Genomic DNA, 22,556 nt, shown 5'->3' on the forward strand with positions numbered 1-22,556 from the left:
AATTCACGCTGCTGGTGCAATAACGGCAGCGTGAATTATTTAGTATTTAAATCCATCCAAACTAACGACATCCCTTGTCGTTGCGTATAGAATATCCCCCCGAAGTTTTTGGTTGTCTCTCGAAAGAGTGACACTGCACACGAAACCGCGTTGGTTAGTTTCTGCCCTTATATATCAAGGGTATGTATGCTCAGGTCGGTTTCGTGTGCTGCATCTTTGACGCATTCATTTATTGGTAACGCATGAACCCCATCGTAATTAATCGGCTTCAACGAAAGCTGGGCTACACTTTTGTTCATCAGGAGCTGTTGCAACAGGCATTAACTCACCGCAGTGCCAGCAGCAAACACAACGAGCGTCTCGAGTTTTTAGGCGACTCTATTTTAAGTTTCGTGATCGCCAATGCGCTCTATCATCGTTTCCCTCGGGTAGACGAAGGAGATATGAGCCGTATGCGCGCGACGCTGGTGCGAGGCAATACGCTGGCGGAAATCGCCCGCGAATTTGAACTGGGCGAGTGCCTGCGCCTTGGGCCTGGCGAGCTGAAGAGCGGCGGTTTTCGTCGCGAATCGATTCTGGCTGATACCGTAGAAGCCTTAATCGGCGGGGTTTTCCTCGACAGCGATATTCAAAATGTTGAACGCTTAATCCTCTCCTGGTACCAGACTCGTCTGGATGAAATCAGCCCGGGCGATAAGCAAAAGGATCCGAAGACTCGTCTGCAGGAATATCTGCAGGGGCGTCATCTGCCGCTGCCGTCCTACCTGGTCGTCCAGGTACGCGGCGAAGCGCACGATCAGGAATTTACTATCCACTGCCAGGTCAGTGGCCTGAGTGAACCGGTGGTTGGCACAGGTTCCAGCCGTCGCAAGGCGGAGCAGGCTGCCGCCGAACAGGCGCTGAAAAAACTGGAGCTGGAATGAGCGAAGAAAAAAGTTATTGCGGATTTGTCGCCATCGTTGGTCGTCCAAACGTTGGCAAATCCACGTTGTTGAACAAGCTGCTGGGGCAGAAGATTTCGATCACTTCCCGTAAAGCGCAGACTACTCGTCACCGCATCGTCGGTATCCATACCGAAGGGCCGTATCAGGCGATTTATGTTGATACCCCGGGCCTGCATATGGAAGAGAAGCGCGCGATTAACCGCTTAATGAACAAAGCGGCCAGCAGCTCGATTGGCGACGTGGAACTGGTTATCTTTGTCGTTGAAGGCACCCGCTGGACGCAAGATGACGAGATGGTGCTGAACAAGCTGCGCGATGCGCGCGCGCCGGTGATTCTGGCCGTCAACAAAGTTGATAACGTGCAGGAAAAAGCGGATCTGCTGCCGCACCTGCAGTTCCTTGCCAGCCAGATGAACTTCCTTGACATCGTGCCGATCTCTGCGGAAACCGGCACCAACGTTGATACTATCGCGTCGATCGTACGTAAACATCTGCCGGAAGCGATTCATCACTTCCCGGAAGATTACATTACCGACCGTTCCCAGCGTTTCATGGCTTCCGAGATCATCCGTGAAAAGCTGATGCGTTTCCTCGGCGCTGAACTACCGTACTCCGTGACCGTCGAAATTGAACGTTTCGTGAGTAACGAACGCGGCGGTTACGACATCAACGGTCTGATCCTCGTCGAGCGTGAAGGGCAGAAGAAGATGGTAATTGGCAACAAAGGCGCCAAAATCAAAACCATCGGCATCGAAGCGCGTAAAGACATGCAAGAGATGTTTGAAGCGCCGGTGCACCTCGAACTGTGGGTCAAAGTGAAATCCGGCTGGGCCGATGACGAGCGCGCGCTGCGCAGTCTCGGTTACGTTGACGACCTCTGAGTTAACGCAACGTGGATGGATGGCAGCGCGCCTTTGTCCTGCATAGCCGACCGTGGAGTGAAACCAGTCTGATGCTGGACGTCTTCACGGAAGAGTCCGGTCGCGTGCGCCTGGTTGCCAAAGGCGCACGCTCCAAACGTTCTAATCTCAAGGGCGCTTTACAGCCCTTCACCCCCTTACTGGTTCGCTTCGGCGGCCGCGGCGAAGTCAAAACCCTTCGCAGTGCGGAAGCCGTCTCGCTGGCGCTGCCGCTTAGCGGCATCACGCTCTACAGCGGTCTTTACGTAAACGAGCTCATCTCCCGCGTGCTTGAGCACGAAACGCGCTTCTCCGAACTCTTTTTCGACTACCTGCACTGCATCCAGGCGCTTGCCGGGGCCAGCGGTTCGCCGGAGCCCGCGCTGCGGCGCTTTGAGCTGGCCCTGCTCGGGCACCTGGGCTATGGCGTGGATTTCCTCCACTGTGCCGGCAGCGGCGACCCGGTGGATGACACCATGACCTACCGCTATCGCGAAGAAAAAGGCTTTATCGCCAGCCTGGTGATTGATAACAGCACGTTTACCGGGCACCATTTGAAAGCGTTGGCTAGCCGCGAGTTTCCGGATGTAGATACGCTGCGCGCCGCGAAGCGCTTTACCCGCATCGCCCTGAAGCCGTATCTTGGAGGGAAACCGCTCAAGAGCCGGGAATTGTTTCGCCAGTTTATGCCCGCGCGAAAGGCGCGAGCCGATAATACGAATAATGATTAACGAGGATTGTCATGGCTGAATTACTGTTAGGGGTCAATATTGACCACATTGCGACATTGCGTAACGCGCGCGGTACCGCTTATCCGGATCCGGTGCAGGCGGCTTTTATTGCAGAACAGGCCGGCGCCGATGGTATTACCGTGCACCTGCGCGAAGACCGCCGCCATATCACCGATCGTGACGTGCGCATCCTGCGCCAGACTCTGCACACCCGAATGAACCTTGAAATGGCGGTCACTGAAGAGATGCTGGCGATTGCCTGCGAAACTAAACCGCACTTTTGCTGCCTGGTGCCGGAGAAGCGTCAGGAAGTGACCACCGAGGGTGGGCTGGACGTGGCCGGACAGCGCGATAAGATGCGCGATGCCTGTCAGCGCCTGGCGGATGCCAGTATTCTGGTCTCCCTGTTTATTGACGCGGATGATGAGCAGATCAAAGCGGCTGCCGACGTGGGCGCGCCGTATATCGAAATCCATACCGGCTGCTATGCCGATGCCAAAACCGATGCCGAACAGGCAAAAGAGCTTGAGCGTATCGCCAAAGCGGCGACTTATGCCGCCAGCCTTGGTCTGAAGGTGAATGCCGGTCACGGTTTGACCTATCACAACGTGAAAGCCATTGCCGCCTTGCCGGAAATGCATGAGCTGAATATCGGTCATGCCATTATTGGTCGCGCGGTGATGAGCGGCCTGAAAGAAGCTGTCGCGGAAATGAAACGCCTGATGCTGGAAGCGCGCGGCTAATGGCGATTCTCGGGCTGGGTACCGACATCGTCGAAATCGCCCGCATCGAAGCGGTGATCGCCCGTAGCGGCGATCGCCTGGCGCGCCGGGTGCTGAGCGATCACGAATGGAGCATTTGGGAGCATCATCAGCAGCCGGTGCGTTTTCTGGCAAAACGCTTTGCGGTCAAAGAAGCGGCGGCGAAAGCGCTCGGAACCGGTATTCGCAACGGCCTGGCGTTTAATCAGTTCGAAGTTTTCAACGATGAATTAGGCAAGCCGAAACTGCGGCTATGGGGCGAAGCAAAGCTATTGGCTGAACGGATGGGGGTAAGCGCTATTCACGTCACTCTCGCCGATGAACGCCACTATGCCTGCGCCACGGTGATCGTCGAAAGCTAAACCCGCGGTTAAAGCTTATCCGCGTGGTGCATGAGCACGAATTTATCCCACAACTGTTCTTCATTCTCGACGTGCGCCGGATCTTTGAGAATAGTATTCGGGATCGGGCACACTTTCTGGCAGGTTGGCGTGTCGTAGTGGCCCACGCACTCGGTGCAGCGATCGCTGTTAATCTCATAAATGCTCTCGCCCATCGAAATGGCCTCATTCGGGCACTCCGGCTCGCACATGTCGCAATTGATGCATTTTTTGGTGATTAACAGCGCCATCAGGAAAATCTCAGAAACAACACAAACAGGGCGGGCATTATACGCCCATTTTCTACTCAGACCAGCTTTTTCACCAGCGCTTCGCTATGGCGTATGCGTTCCGGCGCGTGTTCGAGATCTTGCTGCACCAGCGCCATAAACAGGAGATCGGTGAGCATCATTTGCGCGCTGGTGGAGGAGATCGCCGCGCTGCGCGTCGCCTGCTCTTCAGCAATAGTGTAGAGACACTGCGAAGCCTGCTGCTGCAAGGCGTTGGGAGTAAACCCGGTGATCGCGAGGATCTTGCTGCCAACGCGTAGCGCTTCAGCAGCCGCCATATTGATCTCGCGGCGTTCGCCGGAATAGGAGATAGCCAGCAGCAGATCGTCCGCCGACATCGCCTGCACCGTTGCCAGTAGCGCATGCATATCCTGCTCGGCGACGGCGTTGATGCCAATTTTCATTAACTTCCAGCTAAAATTGCGCGCCACCAGCCCGGAGGCGCCGATGCCGGTAATGATTACCCGGCGAGCATCGCGCAGTAGGGTCACAGCCTCCAGAAGTTTCTCTTCGCTGTTGACGTCAAGCGAGGCGTGCATCGCCGCGATGTTATCCTTGATCAACTTCTCGCCCACCAGACGCAGCGGATCGTCGCCGCGAATTTGGTTATGTACCGGTACAGAGTGCGGATCCGGGCTGCTAGCCAGCGCTTCGCTGAGCGCCAGTTTTAATGCCGGAAAGCCTTTGAACCCCATTTTTTGCGCGAACTTCACCACGCTGGACTGGCTTACACCCGCTTCGCCCGCCAGCTGCTGCGAGCTGAGATGGCGGGTTTGGTCCGGCTGAGCCAGAATAAAGTCGGCAAGTTTTTTGTCGCTCGCCGCCAGCGACGGGTAACGTTGGCGGATGCGGATTAAACAGTTCATGGCTTCTCCGAAGGAGGGCGTTAGCGGCGAAAAGAATTTTGTATTCGATTATAAGTGGAATAATACGAATTAAAAATTCTGCTGTGAAGAATTATGCGAACGGGTCAGATTCTGAATCTTACCTCAACCACGGCAGACAATTTCGCGCTCGTCGCGGCAAGCCTGTTAAGCTATCGACATCGCCAGGAAAATCCGTACCAGAAAGGAGTTCGGTTTGAACAGTAACGCGCGACGAGTCGTGTTTTTCGATCTTGATGGCACCTTGCACCAGCAGGATATGTTCGGCAGCTTTATTCGTTACCTCTTACGTCGTCAACCGCTCAACGTACTGGCAGTGGCGGCCTTGTCGCCAATAGTACTGCTGGGGCTGTTGGTTAACGGACGCGCGGCGCGCTGGCCGATGAGCCTGCTGCTGTGGGCCGCCACCTGTGGCCGGCGTGAAAGCCATCTTAAGCGTCTGGAGGCGGAGTTCGTTAGCTGGTTTCGCCAGCACGTGACCGCCTTTCCCGTGGTACAGGGCCGGCTAAACGACTATTTAACCAGTACCGATGCCGACGTCTGGCTGATTACCGGCTCACCGCAGTCGCTGGTGGAACAGGTCTATGCCGATACGCTTTGGCTGCCGCGCGTAAAGCTTATCGCCAGCCGTATGAGCCGCCGTCGCGGCGGCTGGGTGCTGACGCTGCGTTGCCTGGGCCATGAGAAAGTAGCGCAGTTGGAACAGCGGATCGGCGCGCCGCTACGCTTATATAGCGGCTATAGCGATAGCGAGCAGGATAACCCGCTACTCTGTTTTTGCCAGCACCGCTGGCGGGTGACGCCGCAGGGCGATCTCCAGCAGCTCGAATAATTCTGCTGCAGGCGAATTATTTGGGCGATATATAGCGCCCATGTATAATGCGCCCCGCTTTTTCTGCAGGAGTGCCGCTGTGTCTGACCACGAATTTAATGATGAATACTGGATGCGCCATGCGCTGACACTGGCGAAACGCGCCTGGGAAGAGGGCGAGGTGCCGGTGGGCGCCGTGCTGGTGCATAACAATCAGGTCATCGGTGAGGGCTGGAACCGGCCGATTGGTCGTCACGATCCCACCGCCCATGCCGAAATTATGGCGCTGCGTCAGGGAGGGCTGGTCCTGCAGAACTATCGTTTAATTGATGCCACGCTGTACGTCACGCTGGAGCCTTGTGTGATGTGCGCCGGGGCGATGGTGCATAGCCGTATCTCGCGGCTGGTGTTCGGCGCCCGCGATGCTAAAACCGGCGCGGCCGGGTCGTTAATCGATGTGCTGCATCATCCGGGGATGAACCACCGCGTTGAAATTACCGAGGGAATTCTGGCTGAATCTTGCTCCGCAATGCTGAGCGATTTCTTCCGCTGGCGGCGGGAAGAGAAAAAGGCATTGAAGAAAGCGCGTCAGGAAGAGGGCTAACGTCCCAATGTCGGCAATTTCAGTTTAACGTTGTCGACAAGCTTTTCGCCGCGAAACTTAAAGAAGGGCATCGCATACTCTTTATGCTCGCTATCGAGTTCTTCCGGCGCGACGGCTGGATAATCTTCGGCAATCGCCATCTCCTGCGCCGCTTTCCTTTCCTGTTCAGACAAATACCCAACCAGACTGATATGGTACTTACGAATATTTTCCACGTAGGCGTAGGCCTCATGGCCTCGGGCGTAGCCATATTTTAAGCGGCTGTAGTAGGGCTTCTGGCTCAACAATGGTAGACGTTGCTTAACGTCGGACCAGCTGTTCGGATTGCCTTTTTGTTTTTTTGTCAGCGCCATCGCGTCAAGCATATGCGCGTAGCCCATGTTATAAGCCGCCAGCGCAAACCAGATCCGCTCCTCTTTCGGGATTGAATCCGGCACTTTGGCCATCATATCCTGCAGATAGCGCATACCGCCATCGAGGCTCTGTTCGGCATCGGTACGGTCGGTCAGGCCTAAACTCTGGGCGGTGTTACGGGTTAGCATCATCATGCCGCGCACGCCGGTTGGCGAGGTGGCCTGCGGATCCCAGTGCGACTCCTGCCAGGCAATCGCCGCCAGCAGTCGCCAGTCGATCTGCCGGGCGTATTTCTCAAAAAGCGGCTTCAGATCCGGCAGCGTATTCTGCACCGCGCGCAGGAAGGTGCGGGTATCAACATAGTCGAAATCGTTGCCGTGGCCGAGATACTTCTCTTCCAGGCGGGCGAGGGTGCCGTCTTCATTCATACTATTAAAGAAATCGAGCATAGCTGCCGATAGTGAATTGTCTTCGCTTTTTTCGCTAAACCAGGTGACCGGCTGTTCATCGCTGATATCGAGCGCCACAGCCAGCTCCGGATGCACGCGCTGGAACAGGCTGACGGCGACGGAATCGGCGACGGTATATTCCAGCGTGCCGTCGATGACCGCCTGCATCAGGGCGGTAGTGCCGCGTTTTTCATCGACGCGCCAGTTGAGGTCCGGGTATTTGCTCTCCTTCAGCGCCTGCAGGTCGTTAAGGGCGACGTGGCCTGGGGCGATGGCGAGCTGTTCGGCGTTGATCCCGGCCAGCGTGCGCGGGCGATTACCGCCAACGCGATAGACCAGCTGCTGCGAAACGGAATAATAGGTGGGGCCCGCCTGATAGTTCTTTACCCGCTCGGTGTTATAGACCAGCCCGGCGGCCAGCATATCGGTTTTACCGGCATCGAGATCGTCAAATAGCTGGCTAATATTCTGCCGCACGGTGACTTTCAGCTTCACCCCAAGGTAATCGGCGAAGCGTTTCGCCAGTTCGTAATCAAGACCGTAGTCTTTATTGTTGATGGCGGCGTAGGTCAGCGGGGAGTTAATTGTACTCACGCGCAGTTCGCCGCGAGCAATGATCCCGGCAACGCGGTTCTCCGGTTTTCCCATCCACGGTAAAGACGGCCACAGCGCCGCCGCCAACAAAAGGGTGACGACGCCGATCAGCAGATAATTAATCTTTAATTTTTTCAAATAGTTAATTTTCTGCAGCGTGGAGTTCCTCAGCTGGGTATATCCGGAAAAAGTAAAAGGTTGCCGTAAGTTGAGCGGCATTTTGCTTAAGAATGCGCCAGTTGGCAACTTATTCGCGATTCATGTCACATTTATTGATAAAACTGATGAATCATTTTATTTCTACGCAAACGGTTTCGTCGGGGCTCAGGATTCTCTATAATGGCGCCCGTTTCCCCCTGGCTCACCTTGAAAGCTTCGAAGACGAGAGACTTATGATGGATATTTTGCGTGGTTCACCTGCACTGTCGGCATTCCGTATCAACAAACTGCTGGCACGTTTTCAGGCGGCCAACCTGCCGGTTAGCACCTTATACGCGGAGTATGTTCACTTTGCCGACCTGAGCGCCCCGCTAAGCGATGAGGAGCGCGAAAGACTGGTCAGACTGCTTAAATATGGCCCAAGCCTCAGCAGCCATACGCCAACCGGTAAATTACTGCTCGTCACCCCTCGCCCCGGCACTATCTCTCCCTGGTCCTCCAAAGCTACCGACATCGCCCATAACTGCGGTTTATCGCAGGTCGTGCGGCTGGAACGCGGCGTGGCGTACTACGTTGAAGCACAGGGTCTGAGCGACGCGCAGTGGGACGCCGTTGCGGCAGAACTGCACGATCGCATGATGGAGAGCGTTTTCACTGAGCTGGAAGAGGGGGAGAAGCTGTTTGCTCACCATCAGCCGACGCCGGTGACCAGCGTGGACCTACTGGGTCAGGGACGTCAGGCGCTGATTGACGCTAACCTCCGTCTGGGGCTGGCGCTGGCCGATGACGAAATCGACTACCTGCAGGACGCATTCGTTAAGCTTGGCCGCAATCCGAACGACATCGAACTGTATATGTTCGCGCAGGCCAACTCGGAACATTGCCGCCACAAAATTTTTAACGCCGACTGGATTATCGACGGCCAAAAACAGCCGAAGTCGCTGTTTAAAATGATCAAAAACACCTTCGAGAAAAACCCGGAATATGTGCTGTCTGCCTATAAAGACAACGCCGCGGTAATGGAAGGTTCCGAAGTCGGCCGTTATTTCGCCGACTATCAGACCGGGCGCTATGACTTCCATCAGGAGCCGGCGCACATTCTGATGAAAGTTGAAACCCACAACCACCCGACGGCAATTTCGCCGTGGCCAGGGGCCGCGACCGGTTCCGGCGGCGAGATCCGCGACGAAGGCGCAACGGGACGCGGCGCGAAGCCGAAAGCGGGCTTGGTCGGCTTCTCGGTTTCGAACCTGCGTATTCCGGGCTTTGAGCAGCCGTGGGAAGAGGATTTCGGTAAACCAGAGCGTATCGTGACCGCGCTGGATATCATGACCGAAGGCCCGCTGGGCGGCGCGGCGTTTAACAACGAATTTGGTCGTCCGGCGCTGAATGGCTACTTCCGTACCTATGAAGAGAAAGTGACCAGCCACAATGGCGAAGAGCTGCGCGGCTATCACAAACCGATCATGCTGGCGGGCGGTATTGGCAACATCCGCGGCGAGCACGTCCAGAAGGGCGAAATCACCGTTGGCGCCAAGCTTATCGTGCTGGGCGGCCCGGCGATGAACATTGGTCTCGGCGGCGGCGCGGCGTCGTCCATGGCTTCCGGCCAGTCTGATGCCGATCTGGATTTCGCCTCTGTACAGCGCGACAACCCGGAAATGGAGCGCCGCTGTCAGGAAGTGATCGACCGCTGCTGGCAGTTGGGCGATGCGAACCCGATTCTGTTTATCCACGACGTTGGCGCGGGCGGTCTCTCTAACGCCATGCCGGAGTTGGTGAGCGATGGCGGCCGCGGCGGAAAATTCCAGCTGCGCGATATCCTCAGCGATGAGCCGGGCATGAGCCCGCTGGAGATCTGGTGTAACGAATCCCAGGAACGTTACGTTCTGGCGGTCGCGCCGGAACAGCTGCCGCTGTTTGAAGAGCTGTGCCGCCGCGAGCGCGCGCCTTATGCGGTGATCGGTGAAGCCACGGCGGAGCAACACCTCAGCCTGAGCGACAGCCACTTTAACGATCGGCCGATCGACCTGCCGCTGGACGTCCTGCTTGGCAAAACGCCGAAAATGACGCGTGACGTGCAAACGCTGAAAGCGCAGGGCAGCGAGCTGGATCGTCAACCGATGACGATTGCCGATGCGGTTAACCGCGTGCTGCATCTGCCGACGGTGGCTGAGAAAACCTTCCTCGTGACCATCGGCGATCGCACCGTGACCGGTATGGTGGCGCGTGACCAGATGGTGGGGCCGTGGCAGATCCCGGTCGCCAACTGCGCGGTGACCACCGCCAGCCTCGATAGCTACTACGGCGAAGCGATGGCGATGGGCGAACGCGCGCCGGTTGCGCTGCTCGACTTTGCCGCCTCAGCCCGCCTGGCGGTCGGCGAAGCGTTGACAAATATCGCCGCTACGCAGATTGGCGAACTCAACCGCGTCAAACTGTCGGCAAACTGGATGGCGGCAGCCGGTCACCCGGGGGAAGACGCCGGTCTGTATGAGGCGGTAAAAGCGGTCGGTGAAGAACTGTGCCCCGCGCTGGGCCTGACTATCCCGGTGGGCAAAGACTCAATGTCGATGAAAACCCGCTGGCAGGAAGGTAGCGAGCAGCGCGAAATGACCTCGCCGCTGTCGTTGGTTATCTCCGCGTTTGCCCGCGTTGAAGACGTGCGCGGCACCGTGACCCCGCAGCTCTCTACGGAAGACAACGCCCTGCTGCTGATCGATCTCGGCAAAGGGCGTAACGCGTTGGGCGCTACCGCGCTGGCGCAGGTCTATCGTCAGCTTGGCGACCAGCCGGCCGACGTGCGTGATGTCGCGCAGCTGAAAGGCTTCTGGGACGCGATGCAGGCGCTGGTGGCGCAGCGTAAGCTGTTGGCCTACCACGACCGCTCCGATGGCGGCTTGTTAGTGACGCTGGCGGAAATGGCGTTCGCCGGTCACTGCGGCGTAACTGCCGATATCGCCGCGCTGGGCGATGACCGTCTGGCGGCGCTGTTCAACGAAGAGTTGGGCGCGGTGATTCAGGTTCGCGCCGCGGATCGCGAAGCGGTAGAAGCGCTGCTGGCGATGAATGGTCTGGCAGATTGCGTGCACTACTTAGGCCAGGCGACGGCAGGCGATCGTTTTGTTATTACCGCCGACGGTCAGCCGCTGTTCAGCGAAAGCCGCACCACGCTGCGTATGTGGTGGGCGGAAACCACCTGGCAGATGCAGCGTCTGCGCGACAACCCGGAGTGCGCCGATCAGGAACACCAGGCGAAGTCTAACGATAGCGACCCGGGTCTTAACGTTAAGCTGTCGTTTGATATCAATGAAGATGTTGCCGCACCGTATATTGCGACCGGCGCGCGCCCGAAAGTGGCCGTGTTGCGCGAGCAGGGGGTTAACTCCCATGTTGAAATGGCGGCCGCTTTCCATCGCGCCGGATTCGATGCCATCGACGTGCATATGAGCGATCTGCTGGCAGGTCGTTCCGGTCTTGGCGACTTCCATGCGCTGGTGGCCTGCGGCGGCTTCTCCTACGGTGATGTACTGGGGGCAGGTGAAGGTTGGGCGAAATCGATTCTGTTCAACGAACGCGTACGCGATGAGTTCGCCACTTTCTTCCACCGCCCGCAGACGCTGGCGCTGGGCGTGTGTAACGGTTGTCAGATGATGTCCAACCTGCGTGAGCTGATTCCTGGCAGCGATCTGTGGCCGCGCTTCGTACGCAACCACTCAGACCGCTTTGAAGCGCGTTTCAGCCTGGTTGAAGTCACCCAAAGCCCATCGCTGCTGTTGCAGGGTATGGCCGGTTCGATGATGCCGATTGCCGTTTCGCACGGCGAAGGGCAGGTGGAAGTTCGTGATAGCGCGCATCTGGCTCAGCTTGAAAGCAAGGGGCTGGTGGCGCTGCGCTTCGTCGATAACTTCGGCAAAGTGACGCAAACCTATCCGGCGAACCCGAATGGCTCGGTGAACGGCATTACCGCGGTGACCAGCGAAAGCGGTCGCGCGACGATTATGATGCCACACCCGGAACGCGTCTTCCGTACCGTCAGCAACTCCTGGCACCCGGAAAACTGGGGTGAAGACAGCCCATGGATGCGCATCTTCCGCAACGCGCGTAAGCAACTGGGTTAATACCGCTAGCGTATTGTGTTGATGAAAACGAGCCCCCTGTTAATCCAGGGGGCTTTTTTATTTGTGATCGAGGCCGTATCAGAGTGTCGGGAATTACCGACAGACGTGGTTTTGCGGTGTCTCTGAATGACGACACTTAAGTTATTGATTTTAAATGTGTGTAATTGAAGGTCGATTTGCTGTTGCTAATTGGCGACACTATGGTCAAAGAACAGGCAAATTATTTTGGGTGGGTTTTTGCATGTAATTCTTTATATATCATGGTGTTAATAATTTGTTTTGAAAGGTGGCATAGTTCGTGCATAATAATCAGCAGTGGCTCATTCACCTTCTTATGTCAGCCCCTTCGGGAAGCGCTACATAAACTTCGAATGACGCACAAACAGGTGCCTGCCGTCCAACTCCTGATAACAGCTCTGCTTTATCAGCCATCGGGCGAAACGTCGAGTAAGGCACCGCCTCATTCCTTAATAAAGGCAGGCTTTAGAGCCTGCCTTTATTGTTTCTGCCGTGGATGTTTCCGCCATCCTCAGTTAGCATCTTCAGGAGCTAATGGTTGAGGCTATATCTTTGAAGCGATTCTCTCTTTTCCCCCGTTCCTTGCGCCAACTGGTGACGCTTTCCTTTGTGCTGATCATGCTGCCGCTGCTGGTGCTGGCATGGCAGGCCTGGCAAAGCCTGAACGCGCTCAGCGCCCAGGCCGCGCATATTAACCGCACCACCTTGACGGATGCGCGGCGTAGCGAAGCGATGGTCAACGCCTCGCTGGAAATGGAGCGTAGCTATCTCCAGTATTGCGTGCTGGACGATCCTACCCTTGAGCGGGTCTATCAAAATCAACGTAAGCGTTATAGCGAAATGCTTGAGGCGCTCTCCGGCGTGTTGCCGGATGCTGACATCTGGCAGACCCTGCGGCAGAACCTTGCCGACCTGGCCCAACTACGTTGCCATAATAGCGCGCCGGATGCCAAAGCCGCGGCGAGCCTCGAAGCCTTTGCCGATGCTAACAGTGAAATGGTGCAAGCGACCCGCACGGTGATTTTCTCCCGCGGCCAGCAGCTACAGCAGGAGATTGCCGAGCGCGGGCAGTTCTTCGGCTGGCAGGCGCTGGTTCTGTTTCTGCTGAGCCTGACGCTGGTCTTGCTGTTTACCCGCATGATCATCGGCCCGGTGAAGGGCATTGAGAAGATGATCAATCGCCTGGGGGAGGGGAAATCGCTGGATGATGCGGCGCTATTCACCGGCCCGCGCGAACTGCGGTCGGTTGGTAAACGGATTATCTGGTTGAGTGAACGTCTGGCGTGGCTGGAGTCCCAACGCCACCAATTTCTTCGTCATTTGTCACATGAACTGAAAACGCCGCTCGCCAGCATGCGTGAAGGAACGGAACTGCTGGCGGACCGGGTCGCGGGGCCGCTGACGACGGAACAGCAAGAAATCGTTGAGATCCTCGATAACAGCAGCCGTAATCTGCAAAAGCTGATCGAACAGCTGCTCGACTATAATCGCAAACTGGCCGATGGCCCGGTCGAGCGGCAGAAAGTGGATATTGCCGAACTGGCGCAGACCGTCGTTTCCGCGCATAGTTTACCGGCAAGAGCCAAGATGATGTCTACCGAGCTTGCGCTGGGTGAACGCTTCTGCCTGGCGGAGCCGACGTTGCTGACCAGCGTGCTTGATAATCTGTACTCCAATGCGGTGCACTATGGCGCTGAATCCGGTAACATTCGGATTCATAGTTACCGCCACGGCGAGCAGGTTCGTATCGATGTCGCCAATAGCGGCGAGCCGATCCCCGCCGCCGAAAGAAATATGATTTTCGAGCCTTTTTATCAGGGAAGCCACCTGCGTAAAGGGGCAGTAAAAGGCAGCGGTCTGGGGTTAAGTATCGCCCGCGACTGCGTACGGCAAATGCAGGGAGAGCTGAGCCTGGTCGATGATAATCCCGGGTTCATCTGTTTTCGCATCTCGCTCCCCGCCGCTGAGCCGGGAAAAACCAACACATGAATCAACATTGGGTGAATATGTCCCACTTTTTCGCATTGCGCCGTCCATTACGGGGATGGCTGCTGTCGGGCCTATGCTGCCTGACGCTGGCGGGTTGTTCCGCCGCTATGTCGCCGCGCGCCGCTGACGGCAATGCGCCGCCCGAGCTGCCGGAACATCAGGTGGCGGATTTTCTCTCCGTAGATTGCGCCAATATCTGGTCGCTGGAAAACGATGCCAGTGATAAAAACCCGCTGTACTGGCTGCGCGGCATTGACTGCGCGGATCGCCTGGCGCCGGTACAGGCCCGCGCCGAAGCCAAATTGCATAACGATGATAACTGGCAGGATGCGTTGAAACGCGGCATTCTGCTGGCCGACGCCAAAATCACCCCCGACGAGCGTCGCGAAATGGTTGCCCGCATCGACAGCTTTAGCCCGCAAATCGCCGCCCAGGTTCGCCCGCTGTACCGGCTGTGGCGCGACGGCCAAGCCCGCCAATTGCAGTTATTTGAGGAGCGCTCCCGCTACGGCAAACTCCAGCAATCAAGCGATGCTGAACTGGAAACCTTGCGTCAGCAGGAGCAACAGTTGCGTAGCCAACTGGAGCTGACCACCCGCAAGCTGGAAAACCTTACCGATATTGAGCGCCAGCTCTCCAGCCGTAAGCCCGGCGGCAATTTTAATAGCGGTAGCGATAAGGTACCGGAGGTGATCCATGACGATCCGTAAACCCGCCCACCTGCTGCTGGTGGACGACGATCCGGGGTTGTTAAAGCTGCTGGGGATGCGTCTGGTCAGCGAAGGTTACAGCGTGGTCACGGCGGAAAGCGGGCCAGAGGCGCTACGCGTGCTGACGCGCGAGCGGGTGGACCTGGTGGTGAGCGATTTACGCATGGATGAAATGGATGGCCTGCAGCTGTTCGCTGAAATCCAAAAGGCGCAGCCCGGCATGCCGGTCATCATCCTGACTGCCCACGGCTCCATTCCTGACGCCGTTGCCGCTACCCAACAAGGGGTGTTTAGTTTTCTGACTAAACCGGTCGATAAAGACGCGCTGTATAAAGCGATTGATGATGCTCTCGAGCAGAGCTCGCCGGCCACCGACGAGCGCTGGCGACAGGCGATTGTCACCCGCAGCCCACAGATGCTGCGGCTGCTGGAGCAGGCCGGTATGGTGGCGCAGTCGGACGTTAGCGTGCTGATTATCGGCCAGAGCGGTACCGGGAAAGAGATTGTCGCCCAGGCGATCCACAACGCCAGTCCGCGCCACGAAAAACCGTTTATCGCGATTAACTGCGGCGCGTTGCCGGAACAATTGCTGGAATCCGAACTGTTCGGCCACGCGCGCGGCGCCTTTACCGGCGCGGTCAGCAACCGCGAAGGGCTTTTTCAGGCCGCCGAGGGCGGTACGCTTTTCCTTGATGAAATCGGCGATATGCCCGTCGCGCTGCAGGTGAAGCTACTGCGCGTACTGCAGGAGCGTAAGGTGCGCCCGCTGGGTAGCAACCGCGATATCGATATCGACGTGCGCATTATCTCGGCGACCCACCGCGATCTGCCGAAGGCGATGGCGCGCGGTGAGTTCCGTGAAGATCTGTTCTATCGGCTCAATGTGGTTAACCTGAAGATCCCGCCGCTTTCCGAGCGCGCGGAGGATATCCCGTTACTGGCCAATCATCTATTGCGCCAGTCCGCCGACCGTCACAAACCCTTCGTGCGCGCCTTCTCCACCGATGCGATGAAGCGGCTAATGGCCGCCAAATGGCCGGGCAATGTGCGCCAGCTGGTTAACGTGATTGAACAGTGTGTGGCGCTGACCTCATCGCCGGTGATCAGCGATGCGCTGGTGGAGCAGGCGCTGGAGGGTGAGAATACCGCGCTACCGACCTTCGTCGAGGCGCGTAATCAGTTTGAGCTCAACTACCTGCGTAAGCTTTTGCAGATAACCAAAGGCAATGTGACGCATGCCGCGCGGATGGCCGGGCGCAACCGCACCGAGTTTTACAAACTGCTGTCGCGCCACGAGCTCGACGCCAACGACTTTAAAGAGTAGCCCCGCGGCATAGCGCAAGCTATGATACGGTAAGCAACCGGTTACGCGACAAAGACAGGAAAACCATGAAAAAGATTGATGCGATTATTAAACCGTTCAAATTGGATGACGTGCGTGAAGCGCTGGCGGAAGTCGGTATCACCGGCATGACGGTCACCGAAGTCAAAGGGTTTGGTCGTCAGAAAGGGCATACCGAGCTGTACCGCGGCGCGGAATATATGGTGGATTTTCTGCCGAAGGTGAAAATTGAAATCGTGGTGACGGACGATATCGTCGATACCTGCGTCGATACCATCATTCGTACCGCCCAGACCGGTAAAATCGGCGACGGTAAAATCTTTGTCTTCGACGTGGCGCGGGTGATTCGTATCCGTACCGGTGAAGAAGACGACGCGGCGATTTAATCCTCCCCGCTCGCAGCAGTATTGCCGGGTGGCGCTGCGCTTACCCGGCCTACAAATCCCCGCGTCGTTGGGCTTACAGAACCTTATGCGGGCCGAAACATTCGTAATGAATGTTGTCTTTATTGACCCCAAATTCTACCAGCTGCTTCGCTGCAAACTGCATAAAGGCCACCGGGCCGCAGAGATAGAATTGCATCTGCGGGTCGCGAATATTTTCCGCCAGCGGCGCTAAATCCATCAAACCTTCGCTATCAAAACGACCAGCCTGACGGTCGGCCTCGCTCGGGCTACGGTACCAGACGTGAGAAGTAAACTTCGGCAACGCCGCGCCAAGCGCCTTCACTTCGTCCGCAAAGGCGTGAACGTCACCGTTTTCTGCCGCGTGGAACCAGTTCACCTGGCCCTGATGATGGCTTTTCGCCAGCGTATCCAGCATCGCCAGCATTGGCGTTTGGCCCACGCCGCCGGAGAGCAAGGTCACCGGCGTCTGCGCTGCCACGTTGAGGAAGAAGTCGCCCGCTGGCGCGGCTAAATAGACTACGTCACCTTCGCTGGCATGGTTATGTAGCCAGTTGGACACCTGGCCGCCGTTTTCACGTTTCACCGCGATGCGATAGCCTTTACCGTCCGCTTTGCGGGTCAGAGAGTATTGACGAATTTCCTGATACTCGAAGGCTTCCGGCTTCAGCCAGATAGCCAGATACTGTCCCGGCTGGTAATCGGCGACCGGCTGCCCGTCGACAGGCTCCAGTTCAAAGCTGGTAATAAGCTGGCTGCGTGGGGTTTTCTTAACAATGCGGAACGCGCGGGTACCTTCCCAGCCGCCATTTTTACTGGCGTTATCCTGGTAGATTTCCGCTTCGCGATTGATAAAGACGTTCGCCAGCACGCCATAGGCTTTGCCCCAGGCGTCGAGTACTTCCTGGCCTGGGCTAAACATTTCGTCGAGGGTCGCCAGCAGATGGCTGCCGACAATATTGTACTGCTCCGGTTTAATCTGGAAGCTGGTATGTTTCTGGGCGATTTTTTCGACCGCCGGCAGCAGGGCCGGCAGGTTGTCGATATTACTGGCGTAGGCGGCGATAGCGTTGAACAGCGCTTCGCGCTGATCGCCGTTGCGCTGGTTACTCATATTGAAGATCTCCTTGAGCTCCGGATTATGAGTAAACATACGGTCATAAAAATGCGCGGTTAGCTTTGGGCCGGTCTCTACAAGCAGGGGAATAGTGGCTTTGACCGTGGCGATGGTTTGAGCGTCGAGCATAGCAGCTTCCTTAAATGTTATCCTATTGATGCATTTAAAATGCATCTTATATAAATAACCCTGCTATGTAAATGGTTCTTTATCACTTTGCCGCAAAGCAGTTACAACATGAAGAATTTGCATCACAAACCTGAAAAGAAATCCGTTGATAATGTTTGATGCGTTATTGCTCAAAGCCTTGTGTGCTGTGGAGCCAATCGTTTGCGTAAAATCCTTTGTCAAGACCTGTTATCACAGAATGATTCGGTTATACTGTGGGCCGTTGTCCATCAGGACCGCCTTTTTAGGCCAAAATTTTATCGTTAGCTGAGTCAGGAGATGCGGATGTTAAAGCGTGAAATGAACATTGCCGATTATGATGCCGAACTGTGGCAGGCTATGGAGCAAGAAAAAGTACGTCAGGAAGAGCACATCGAACTGATCGCCTCCGAGAACTACACCAGTCCGCGCGTGATGCAGGCTCAGGGTTCCCAGCTGACTAACAAATATGCCGAAGGTTATCCGGGCAAGCGCTACTACGGTGGCTGCGAGTACGTGGATATCGTTGAGCAACTGGCTATCGACCGCGCGAAAGAACTGTTCGGCGCCGACTACGCTAACGTGCAGCCGCACTCCGGCTCGCAGGCTAACTTTGCCGTCTACACCGCACTGCTGCAGCCAGGCGATACCGTGCTGGGTATGAACCTGGCGCAAGGCGGCCACCTGACCCACGGCTCCCCGGTTAACTTCTCCGGTAAACTGTACAACATCATTCCTTATGGTATCGATGAGTCCGGTAAAATTGACTACGAAGACATGGCGAAGCAGGCCCAGGAGCACAAACCGAAGATGATCATCGGTGGCTTCTCCGCTTACTCCGGTATCGTTGACTGGGCGAAAATGCGTGAAATCGCTGACAGCATCGGCGCTTATCTGTTCGTCGATATGGCGCACGTAGCGGGCCTGATTGCCGCCGGCGTTTATCCGAACCCGGTTCCGCACGCCCACGTTGTTACTACTACCACCCACAAAACCCTGGCGGGTCCGCGCGGCGGCCTGATCCTGGCGAAAGGCGGTAGCGAAGAGCTGTACAAGAAACTGAACTCCGCCGTGTTCCCAAGCGCGCAGGGCGGCCCGCTGATGCACGTAATTGCCGCGAAAGCGGTGGCGCTGAAAGAAGCGATGGAGCCAGAGTTCAAAGTTTATCAGCAGCAGGTTGCCAAAAACGCCAAAGCGATGGTGGAAGTGTTCCTGAACCGCGGTTACAAAGTGGTTTCCGGCGGTACTGAAAACCACCTGTTCCTGCTGGATCTGGTAGATAAAAACCTGACCGGTAAAGAAGCTGACGCCGCCCTGGGCCGCGCCAACATCACCGTTAACAAAAATAGCGTACCGAACGATCCGAAGAGCCCGTTCGTGACTTCCGGTATCCGTATCGGTTCTCCGGCTGTGACTCGCCGCGGCTTTAAAGAAGCGGAAGTGAAAGAGCTGGCTGGCTGGATGTGCGACGTTCTCGACAATATCAACGACGAAGCTGTTATTGAGCGCGTCAAAGGTAAAGTGCTGGATATCTGCGCCCGTTTCCCGGTTTACGCGTAATCTTGCCGCGTTAAGATAAAAAAGGCCGCGATTGCGGCCTTTTTTGTGTCTGCTGGTTATCGACGATCCAGCGAAATCGAACCCGGTCCGGTAATCGCCAGCAGCAGGAAGGCCCCGGCGATACTGACGTTCTTATAGAAGTTAATCATATTCGGCAATACCGCATCGCCGGTCATATCCCAGTAATGATGGCCGATAACCGCGGTACCCAGGGTGTAAAAAATAAAGATCACCGCCAGCGGGCGGGTGAAGAAACCTAAAATAATCAGTATAGCGGCGGGTACCTCCATGATGACCGCGATGATCGCCGCCAGCGTCGGCATCGGCGCGCCGGAAGAAGCCATATATTGTACCGTTCCGCTAAACCCCATCAGTTTCGGATAGCCAAAAATAATGAACAGCAGCACGATCGCAATACGTGCGATTAACAGCAGGACAGGGCGGGAAGAGCCAAAGTCAAAATAGCGTAGCGTGTTCATAATCAGTCCTTTATCACAGGCGTGTGATCTAAACGTAATACACATTTTTACTCCCCGCCACGCTGGGAAAATAATATTGTTGCACCTCGTTGAGCGGCGATTAAGTCGATACGCGGGAAACACTCTGATGCCCGGTTATCGGATTTTTTTTCATACTGCCCACCATATTGCACACTCATCGCGTGACAATGCTCACGATTTTAAGAGAAATGTACTTAACGACCATGAAGATAGTGAGACATGGGTTTGCTCAGTATGCGCTTTATCGCCAGACTAGAGCTTCCATTCGGGAGGGAATCATGGTCTTGCACTCCACGCGCTGGCTGGCGCTAAGTTACTTCACCTACTTTTTTAGCTACGGTATTTTTCTACCATTCTGGAGCGTCTGGCTGGCAGGCGTAGGCCTGACGCCGGAAACCATTGGCGTGTTGCTCGGCGCCGGGCTGGTGGCGCGTTTTCTGGGCAGTCTGTTGATTGCGCCGCGGGTCAGCGATCCTTCTCGTTTGATTAGCGCCTTGCGAATCCTCGCGTTGCTGACGCTGCTATTTGCTCTCGCCTTCTGGGTCGGCGGCAAGGTAGCCTGGCTGATGGTGGTCATCGTCGGATTCAACCTCTTTTTCTCGCCGCTGGTGCCGCTAACCGATGCGTTAGCCAACACCTGGCAAAAACAAATCACCATGGATTACGGCCGGGTGCGGTTGTGGGGATCGATTGCTTTCGTCATTGGTTCTGCGCTGACCGGTAAACTGGTGAGTTTGTTTGATTATCGGGCGATCCTGCTGTTGTTAAGCCTGGGCACGGCCTCGATGCTGTTGGGCATGTTGCTGAAACCTTCAGTGATGCCGCAAGGGGAGAGCCGACATCAGGAGGCGGCCGGACTATCGGCGTGGCTTAGCCTGGTGCGGCAAAGCTGGCGTTTTCTTGCCTGTGTCTGTCTGTTGCAGGGGGCGCACGCCGCCTACTACGGCTTCAGCGCGCTATACTGGCAGCAGGCCGGTTATTCAGCTTCCGCCGTCGGCTATTTATGGTCGCTCGGCGTCGTCGCCGAAGTGATGATTTTCGCCTTGAGTAAAAAAGTCTTCCGTCGCTTTAGCGCCCGCGACCTGCTGCTGCTCTCGGCGGTGTGTGGGGTGGCGCGCTGGACGATTATGGGCTGGACGACCGCGCTGCCATGGCTACTGGTCGCGCAGATCCTTCACTGTGGAACGTTTACCGTCTGCCATCTGGCGGCCATGCGCTATATCGCCGCGCGGCAGGGAAGTGAGGTTATCCGCCTGCAGGCCGTTTACTCGGCGGTGGCGATGGGCGGCAGCATCGCGGTGATGACGGTGTTTGCTGGTTTCCTCTACCAGCACCTGCATCAGGGCGTCTTCTGGGTGATGGCGCTGGTGGCGCTACCGGCGCTGGTCGTGCGACCGAAGGCGGTGAGCGCCTAATCCTCAAGCATTTTGCAAATCTGCTGCCGCTGGTGATCGCTAAAATTCTCTTCAGCATGAAACAGCGGCGGCGAAAACAGCGGTAGCGCGGTGGTGTAGGGCGTGACCACTAAGGTCACATCCTTCGGCGCGCCTTGTTGCTGAAACTGGGTCACGCTTAAGTACTTAATATTCAGCGGCAGCAGCGTCAATTCCCGCAATTGCATTTCCAGCGCCTGTTCCAGTTCGCTATTTTCCCGCGTCAACAGCACCACCTGCTTTTCATGCAGGTCGGTTTTTTGCATCAACCACGCGCCGAAAATAACCGCGATTAAGCTGACCTCTTCCTGATTAAATTGAATATGATAGGCCGCTTCGAAATCGCGTAATGCCTCCTGGGTGGTACGCATCAGGCGCGGATACAGGCGTCCGATCTCCTCCGGTAAAGCGTTATCAATACCGATGGCGAATACGCTGCGGTTCAACGCTTGCGAAAGATGAATATAGAGTTGGTCGCTCAACCCTTGTTCATCGCTGAATGGCCGTCCCGCCAGATCCTGGAAACGATGGATCAAGCGGGAGATCGCCAGATGCAGGCGTCTGTCCTGTTGATGGCCGTCGTGAATGGGATCCGGTGTTTTCAGTAACATAAACAGCAGGGTCAGAAAATGTTGTTCGCCGGCGTGTGGCGTGGCGCTGACCCGGCGCTGCCAGTGGCGAACGATTTCGGCGGCGAGGTTAAATTCCGCCGCGGCCTGCGCCCAGTTGCGCTGCTCACGGGTGAAATCCGGCGACTGGCCCAGATGATGTTGTAGCAGGCAGTACTGAAGATACAGGCGCAGGAACTGACCGTCCCGGCAGTCGAACTGCCGATTAAGCGTGCGCGCGCAGCGATTCACCAGCGCCTGAAGATTGGTATCATCATATAAGGTTCGCGCGATACCCTGCTGTTTAAGCTGCGTTTTTAACGCCGGGGTAAAATGGTGGTGAACGAAGTGCGGGCACAGGCGCAGCCCACGCCGGAGAGCGTGCAGCAGGCACAGGCGTTGATCGAGCGCGGCGCCTTCAATCCGATAGCTGCCGTCCATCTGCGACGCGAGAGTCAGTCGATGATAACGCTGAATTTCGCGCCCCGTCTCCGCGATATCCTGTTGGGCCGTCGCCTCATCCACCTGGTTGAGCCTGACCAGCTGTTGCGGCGTGACGGATTGTCCCGGAAGATAGAACATCAGGAGCACCTGGCTACGGCGCTGTGGACTGGAAAGCGCAGATGGTGGTTCAATCACTGTCATCATCTGGTAAGTTCCAGTTAGGGTTTCAGCTAAGAATAGCCAAAGGATGCAGGGTGAGCAGGGCGGACCGCGGCCTTTAGATCAGGATTGCTGGCGAAGTTC

Annotated in this window: 20 protein-coding genes; 14 read left to right on the forward strand and 6 right to left on the reverse strand. The window is 56.4% G+C overall.

Annotated elements, in window-relative coordinates:
* Positions 1–242: 242 nt before the first annotated feature.
* The 5 genes from rnc to acpS are packed head-to-tail and all read left to right on the forward strand — an operon-like array spanning position 243 to position 3,697.
* Positions 243–923: a ribonuclease III gene (gene rnc / locus ABLV17_RS11570; RefSeq protein ID WP_020078171.1), complete on the forward strand. Its 681-nt coding sequence runs from the start codon at positions 243–245 to the stop codon at positions 921–923.
* Positions 920–1,825: a GTPase Era gene (gene era / locus ABLV17_RS11575; RefSeq protein ID WP_015370290.1), complete on the forward strand. Its 906-nt coding sequence runs from the start codon at positions 920–922 to the stop codon at positions 1,823–1,825. Before rnc ends, era begins: the two co-directional genes overlap by 4 nt.
* A gap of 11 nt (positions 1,826–1,836) precedes the next feature.
* On the forward strand, positions 1,837–2,574 hold the full coding sequence (recO, locus tag ABLV17_RS11580) for a DNA repair protein RecO (protein ID WP_015370291.1): 738 nt from the start codon (positions 1,837–1,839) through the stop codon (positions 2,572–2,574).
* 11 nt (positions 2,575–2,585) lie between these two features.
* A complete protein-coding gene (gene pdxJ / locus ABLV17_RS11585; RefSeq protein ID WP_308958532.1) occupies positions 2,586–3,317 on the forward strand; it encodes a pyridoxine 5'-phosphate synthase in 732 nt (243 codons plus the stop codon).
* Positions 3,317–3,697 carry a holo-ACP synthase gene (gene acpS / locus ABLV17_RS11590; protein WP_271031818.1) on the forward strand — a complete coding sequence of 127 codons (381 nt, stop codon included), beginning with the start codon at positions 3,317–3,319 and terminating at the stop codon, positions 3,695–3,697. The genes pdxJ and acpS overlap by 1 nt, the downstream gene beginning before the upstream one ends.
* Positions 3,698–3,705: 8 nt before the next feature.
* Here the strand turns inward: acpS and ABLV17_RS11595 are convergent, their stop codons facing one another.
* Both ABLV17_RS11595 and ABLV17_RS11600 read right to left on the reverse strand, forming a co-directional pair.
* A complete protein-coding gene (locus ABLV17_RS11595) occupies positions 3,706–3,966 on the reverse strand; it encodes a YfhL family 4Fe-4S dicluster ferredoxin (RefSeq protein ID WP_015370294.1) in 261 nt (86 codons plus the stop codon).
* Between the two features lie 56 nt (positions 3,967–4,022).
* Positions 4,023–4,871 (reverse strand): MurR/RpiR family transcriptional regulator, encoded by an 849-nt coding sequence (locus tag ABLV17_RS11600; RefSeq protein ID WP_047043382.1) that lies wholly within the window; start codon positions 4,869–4,871, stop codon positions 4,023–4,025.
* 214 nt (positions 4,872–5,085) lie between these two features.
* Here ABLV17_RS11600 and yfhb point away from each other — a divergent pair, with 214 nt between their 5' ends.
* Together yfhb and tadA are read left to right on the forward strand one after the other, a co-directional pair.
* Positions 5,086–5,721, forward strand: coding sequence for a phosphatidylglycerophosphatase C (gene yfhb, locus ABLV17_RS11605; protein ID WP_045377600.1), 636 nt, complete (start codon positions 5,086–5,088; stop codon positions 5,719–5,721).
* 79 nt (positions 5,722–5,800) lie between these two features.
* Positions 5,801–6,304, forward strand: a complete 504-nt coding sequence (tadA, locus tag ABLV17_RS11610) for a tRNA adenosine(34) deaminase TadA (protein ID WP_015370298.1) — start codon at positions 5,801–5,803, stop codon at positions 6,302–6,304.
* On the opposite strand, the gene mltF is transcribed toward tadA, so the two are convergent.
* A complete protein-coding gene (gene mltF / locus ABLV17_RS11615; RefSeq protein WP_213317560.1) occupies positions 6,301–7,920 on the reverse strand; it encodes a membrane-bound lytic murein transglycosylase MltF in 1,620 nt (539 codons plus the stop codon). The genes tadA and mltF overlap by 4 nt on opposite strands.
* A 173-nt stretch (positions 7,921–8,093) precedes the next feature.
* Here mltF and purL point away from each other — a divergent pair, with 173 nt between their 5' ends.
* The 5 genes from purL (at position 8,094) to glnB (ending at position 16,426) form a co-directional block, all read left to right on the forward strand.
* Positions 8,094–11,981, forward strand: a complete 3,888-nt coding sequence (gene purL / locus ABLV17_RS11620) for a phosphoribosylformylglycinamidine synthase (protein ID WP_213317559.1) — start codon at positions 8,094–8,096, stop codon at positions 11,979–11,981.
* Positions 11,982–12,551: 570 nt separating this feature from the next.
* Positions 12,552–13,988, forward strand: coding sequence for a HAMP domain-containing sensor histidine kinase (locus ABLV17_RS11625; RefSeq protein WP_087858444.1), 1,437 nt, complete (start codon positions 12,552–12,554; stop codon positions 13,986–13,988).
* 17 nt (positions 13,989–14,005) lie between these two features.
* Positions 14,006–14,698, forward strand: a complete 693-nt coding sequence (gene qseG / locus ABLV17_RS11630; RefSeq protein ID WP_162750221.1) for a two-component system QseEF-associated lipoprotein QseG — start codon at positions 14,006–14,008, stop codon at positions 14,696–14,698.
* Positions 14,685–16,022, forward strand: a complete 1,338-nt coding sequence (glrR, locus tag ABLV17_RS11635; protein ID WP_045377589.1) for a two-component system response regulator GlrR — start codon at positions 14,685–14,687, stop codon at positions 16,020–16,022. The genes qseG and glrR overlap by 14 nt, the downstream gene beginning before the upstream one ends.
* 65 nt (positions 16,023–16,087) lie before the next feature.
* Complete coding sequence (gene glnB, locus ABLV17_RS11640) at positions 16,088–16,426, forward strand: nitrogen regulatory protein P-II (RefSeq protein ID WP_002914032.1); 339 nt, start codon at positions 16,088–16,090, stop codon at positions 16,424–16,426.
* A 73-nt stretch (positions 16,427–16,499) separates the two neighbouring features.
* Here the strand turns inward: glnB and hmpA are convergent, their stop codons facing one another.
* Entirely contained in the window at positions 16,500–17,690 is a 1,191-nt protein-coding gene (gene hmpA / locus ABLV17_RS11645; protein ID WP_348854275.1) for an NO-inducible flavohemoprotein, read from the reverse strand.
* 324 nt (positions 17,691–18,014) lie between these two features.
* Between hmpA and glyA the strand changes: the two genes are divergently transcribed.
* Positions 18,015–19,268, forward strand: coding sequence for a serine hydroxymethyltransferase (gene glyA, locus ABLV17_RS11650; RefSeq protein WP_015370305.1), 1,254 nt, complete (start codon positions 18,015–18,017; stop codon positions 19,266–19,268).
* Between the two features lie 56 nt (positions 19,269–19,324).
* Here glyA and ABLV17_RS11655 read toward each other — a convergent pair whose 3' ends face one another.
* The gene (locus ABLV17_RS11655; protein ID WP_015370306.1) at positions 19,325–19,747 is read right to left on the reverse strand and encodes a DoxX family protein; all 423 of its coding nucleotides are present in this window, start codon (positions 19,745–19,747) and stop codon (positions 19,325–19,327) included.
* 299 nt (positions 19,748–20,046) lie between these two features.
* Here ABLV17_RS11655 and ABLV17_RS11660 point away from each other — a divergent pair, with 299 nt between their 5' ends.
* A complete protein-coding gene (locus ABLV17_RS11660; protein WP_348854276.1) occupies positions 20,047–21,183 on the forward strand; it encodes a 3-phenylpropionate MFS transporter in 1,137 nt (378 codons plus the stop codon).
* Here ABLV17_RS11660 and csiE read toward each other — a convergent pair.
* Positions 21,180–22,457: a stationary phase inducible protein CsiE gene (gene csiE / locus ABLV17_RS11665; RefSeq protein ID WP_213794773.1), complete on the reverse strand. Its 1,278-nt coding sequence runs from the start codon at positions 22,455–22,457 to the stop codon at positions 21,180–21,182. The genes ABLV17_RS11660 and csiE overlap by 4 nt on opposite strands.
* Positions 22,458–22,556: the final 99 nt, after the last annotated feature.

The organism is Klebsiella sp. CN_Kp091 (genome assembly GCF_040065095.1).
GTDB classification, from domain to species: Bacteria; Pseudomonadota; Gammaproteobacteria; order Enterobacterales; family Enterobacteriaceae; genus Klebsiella; species Klebsiella aerogenes.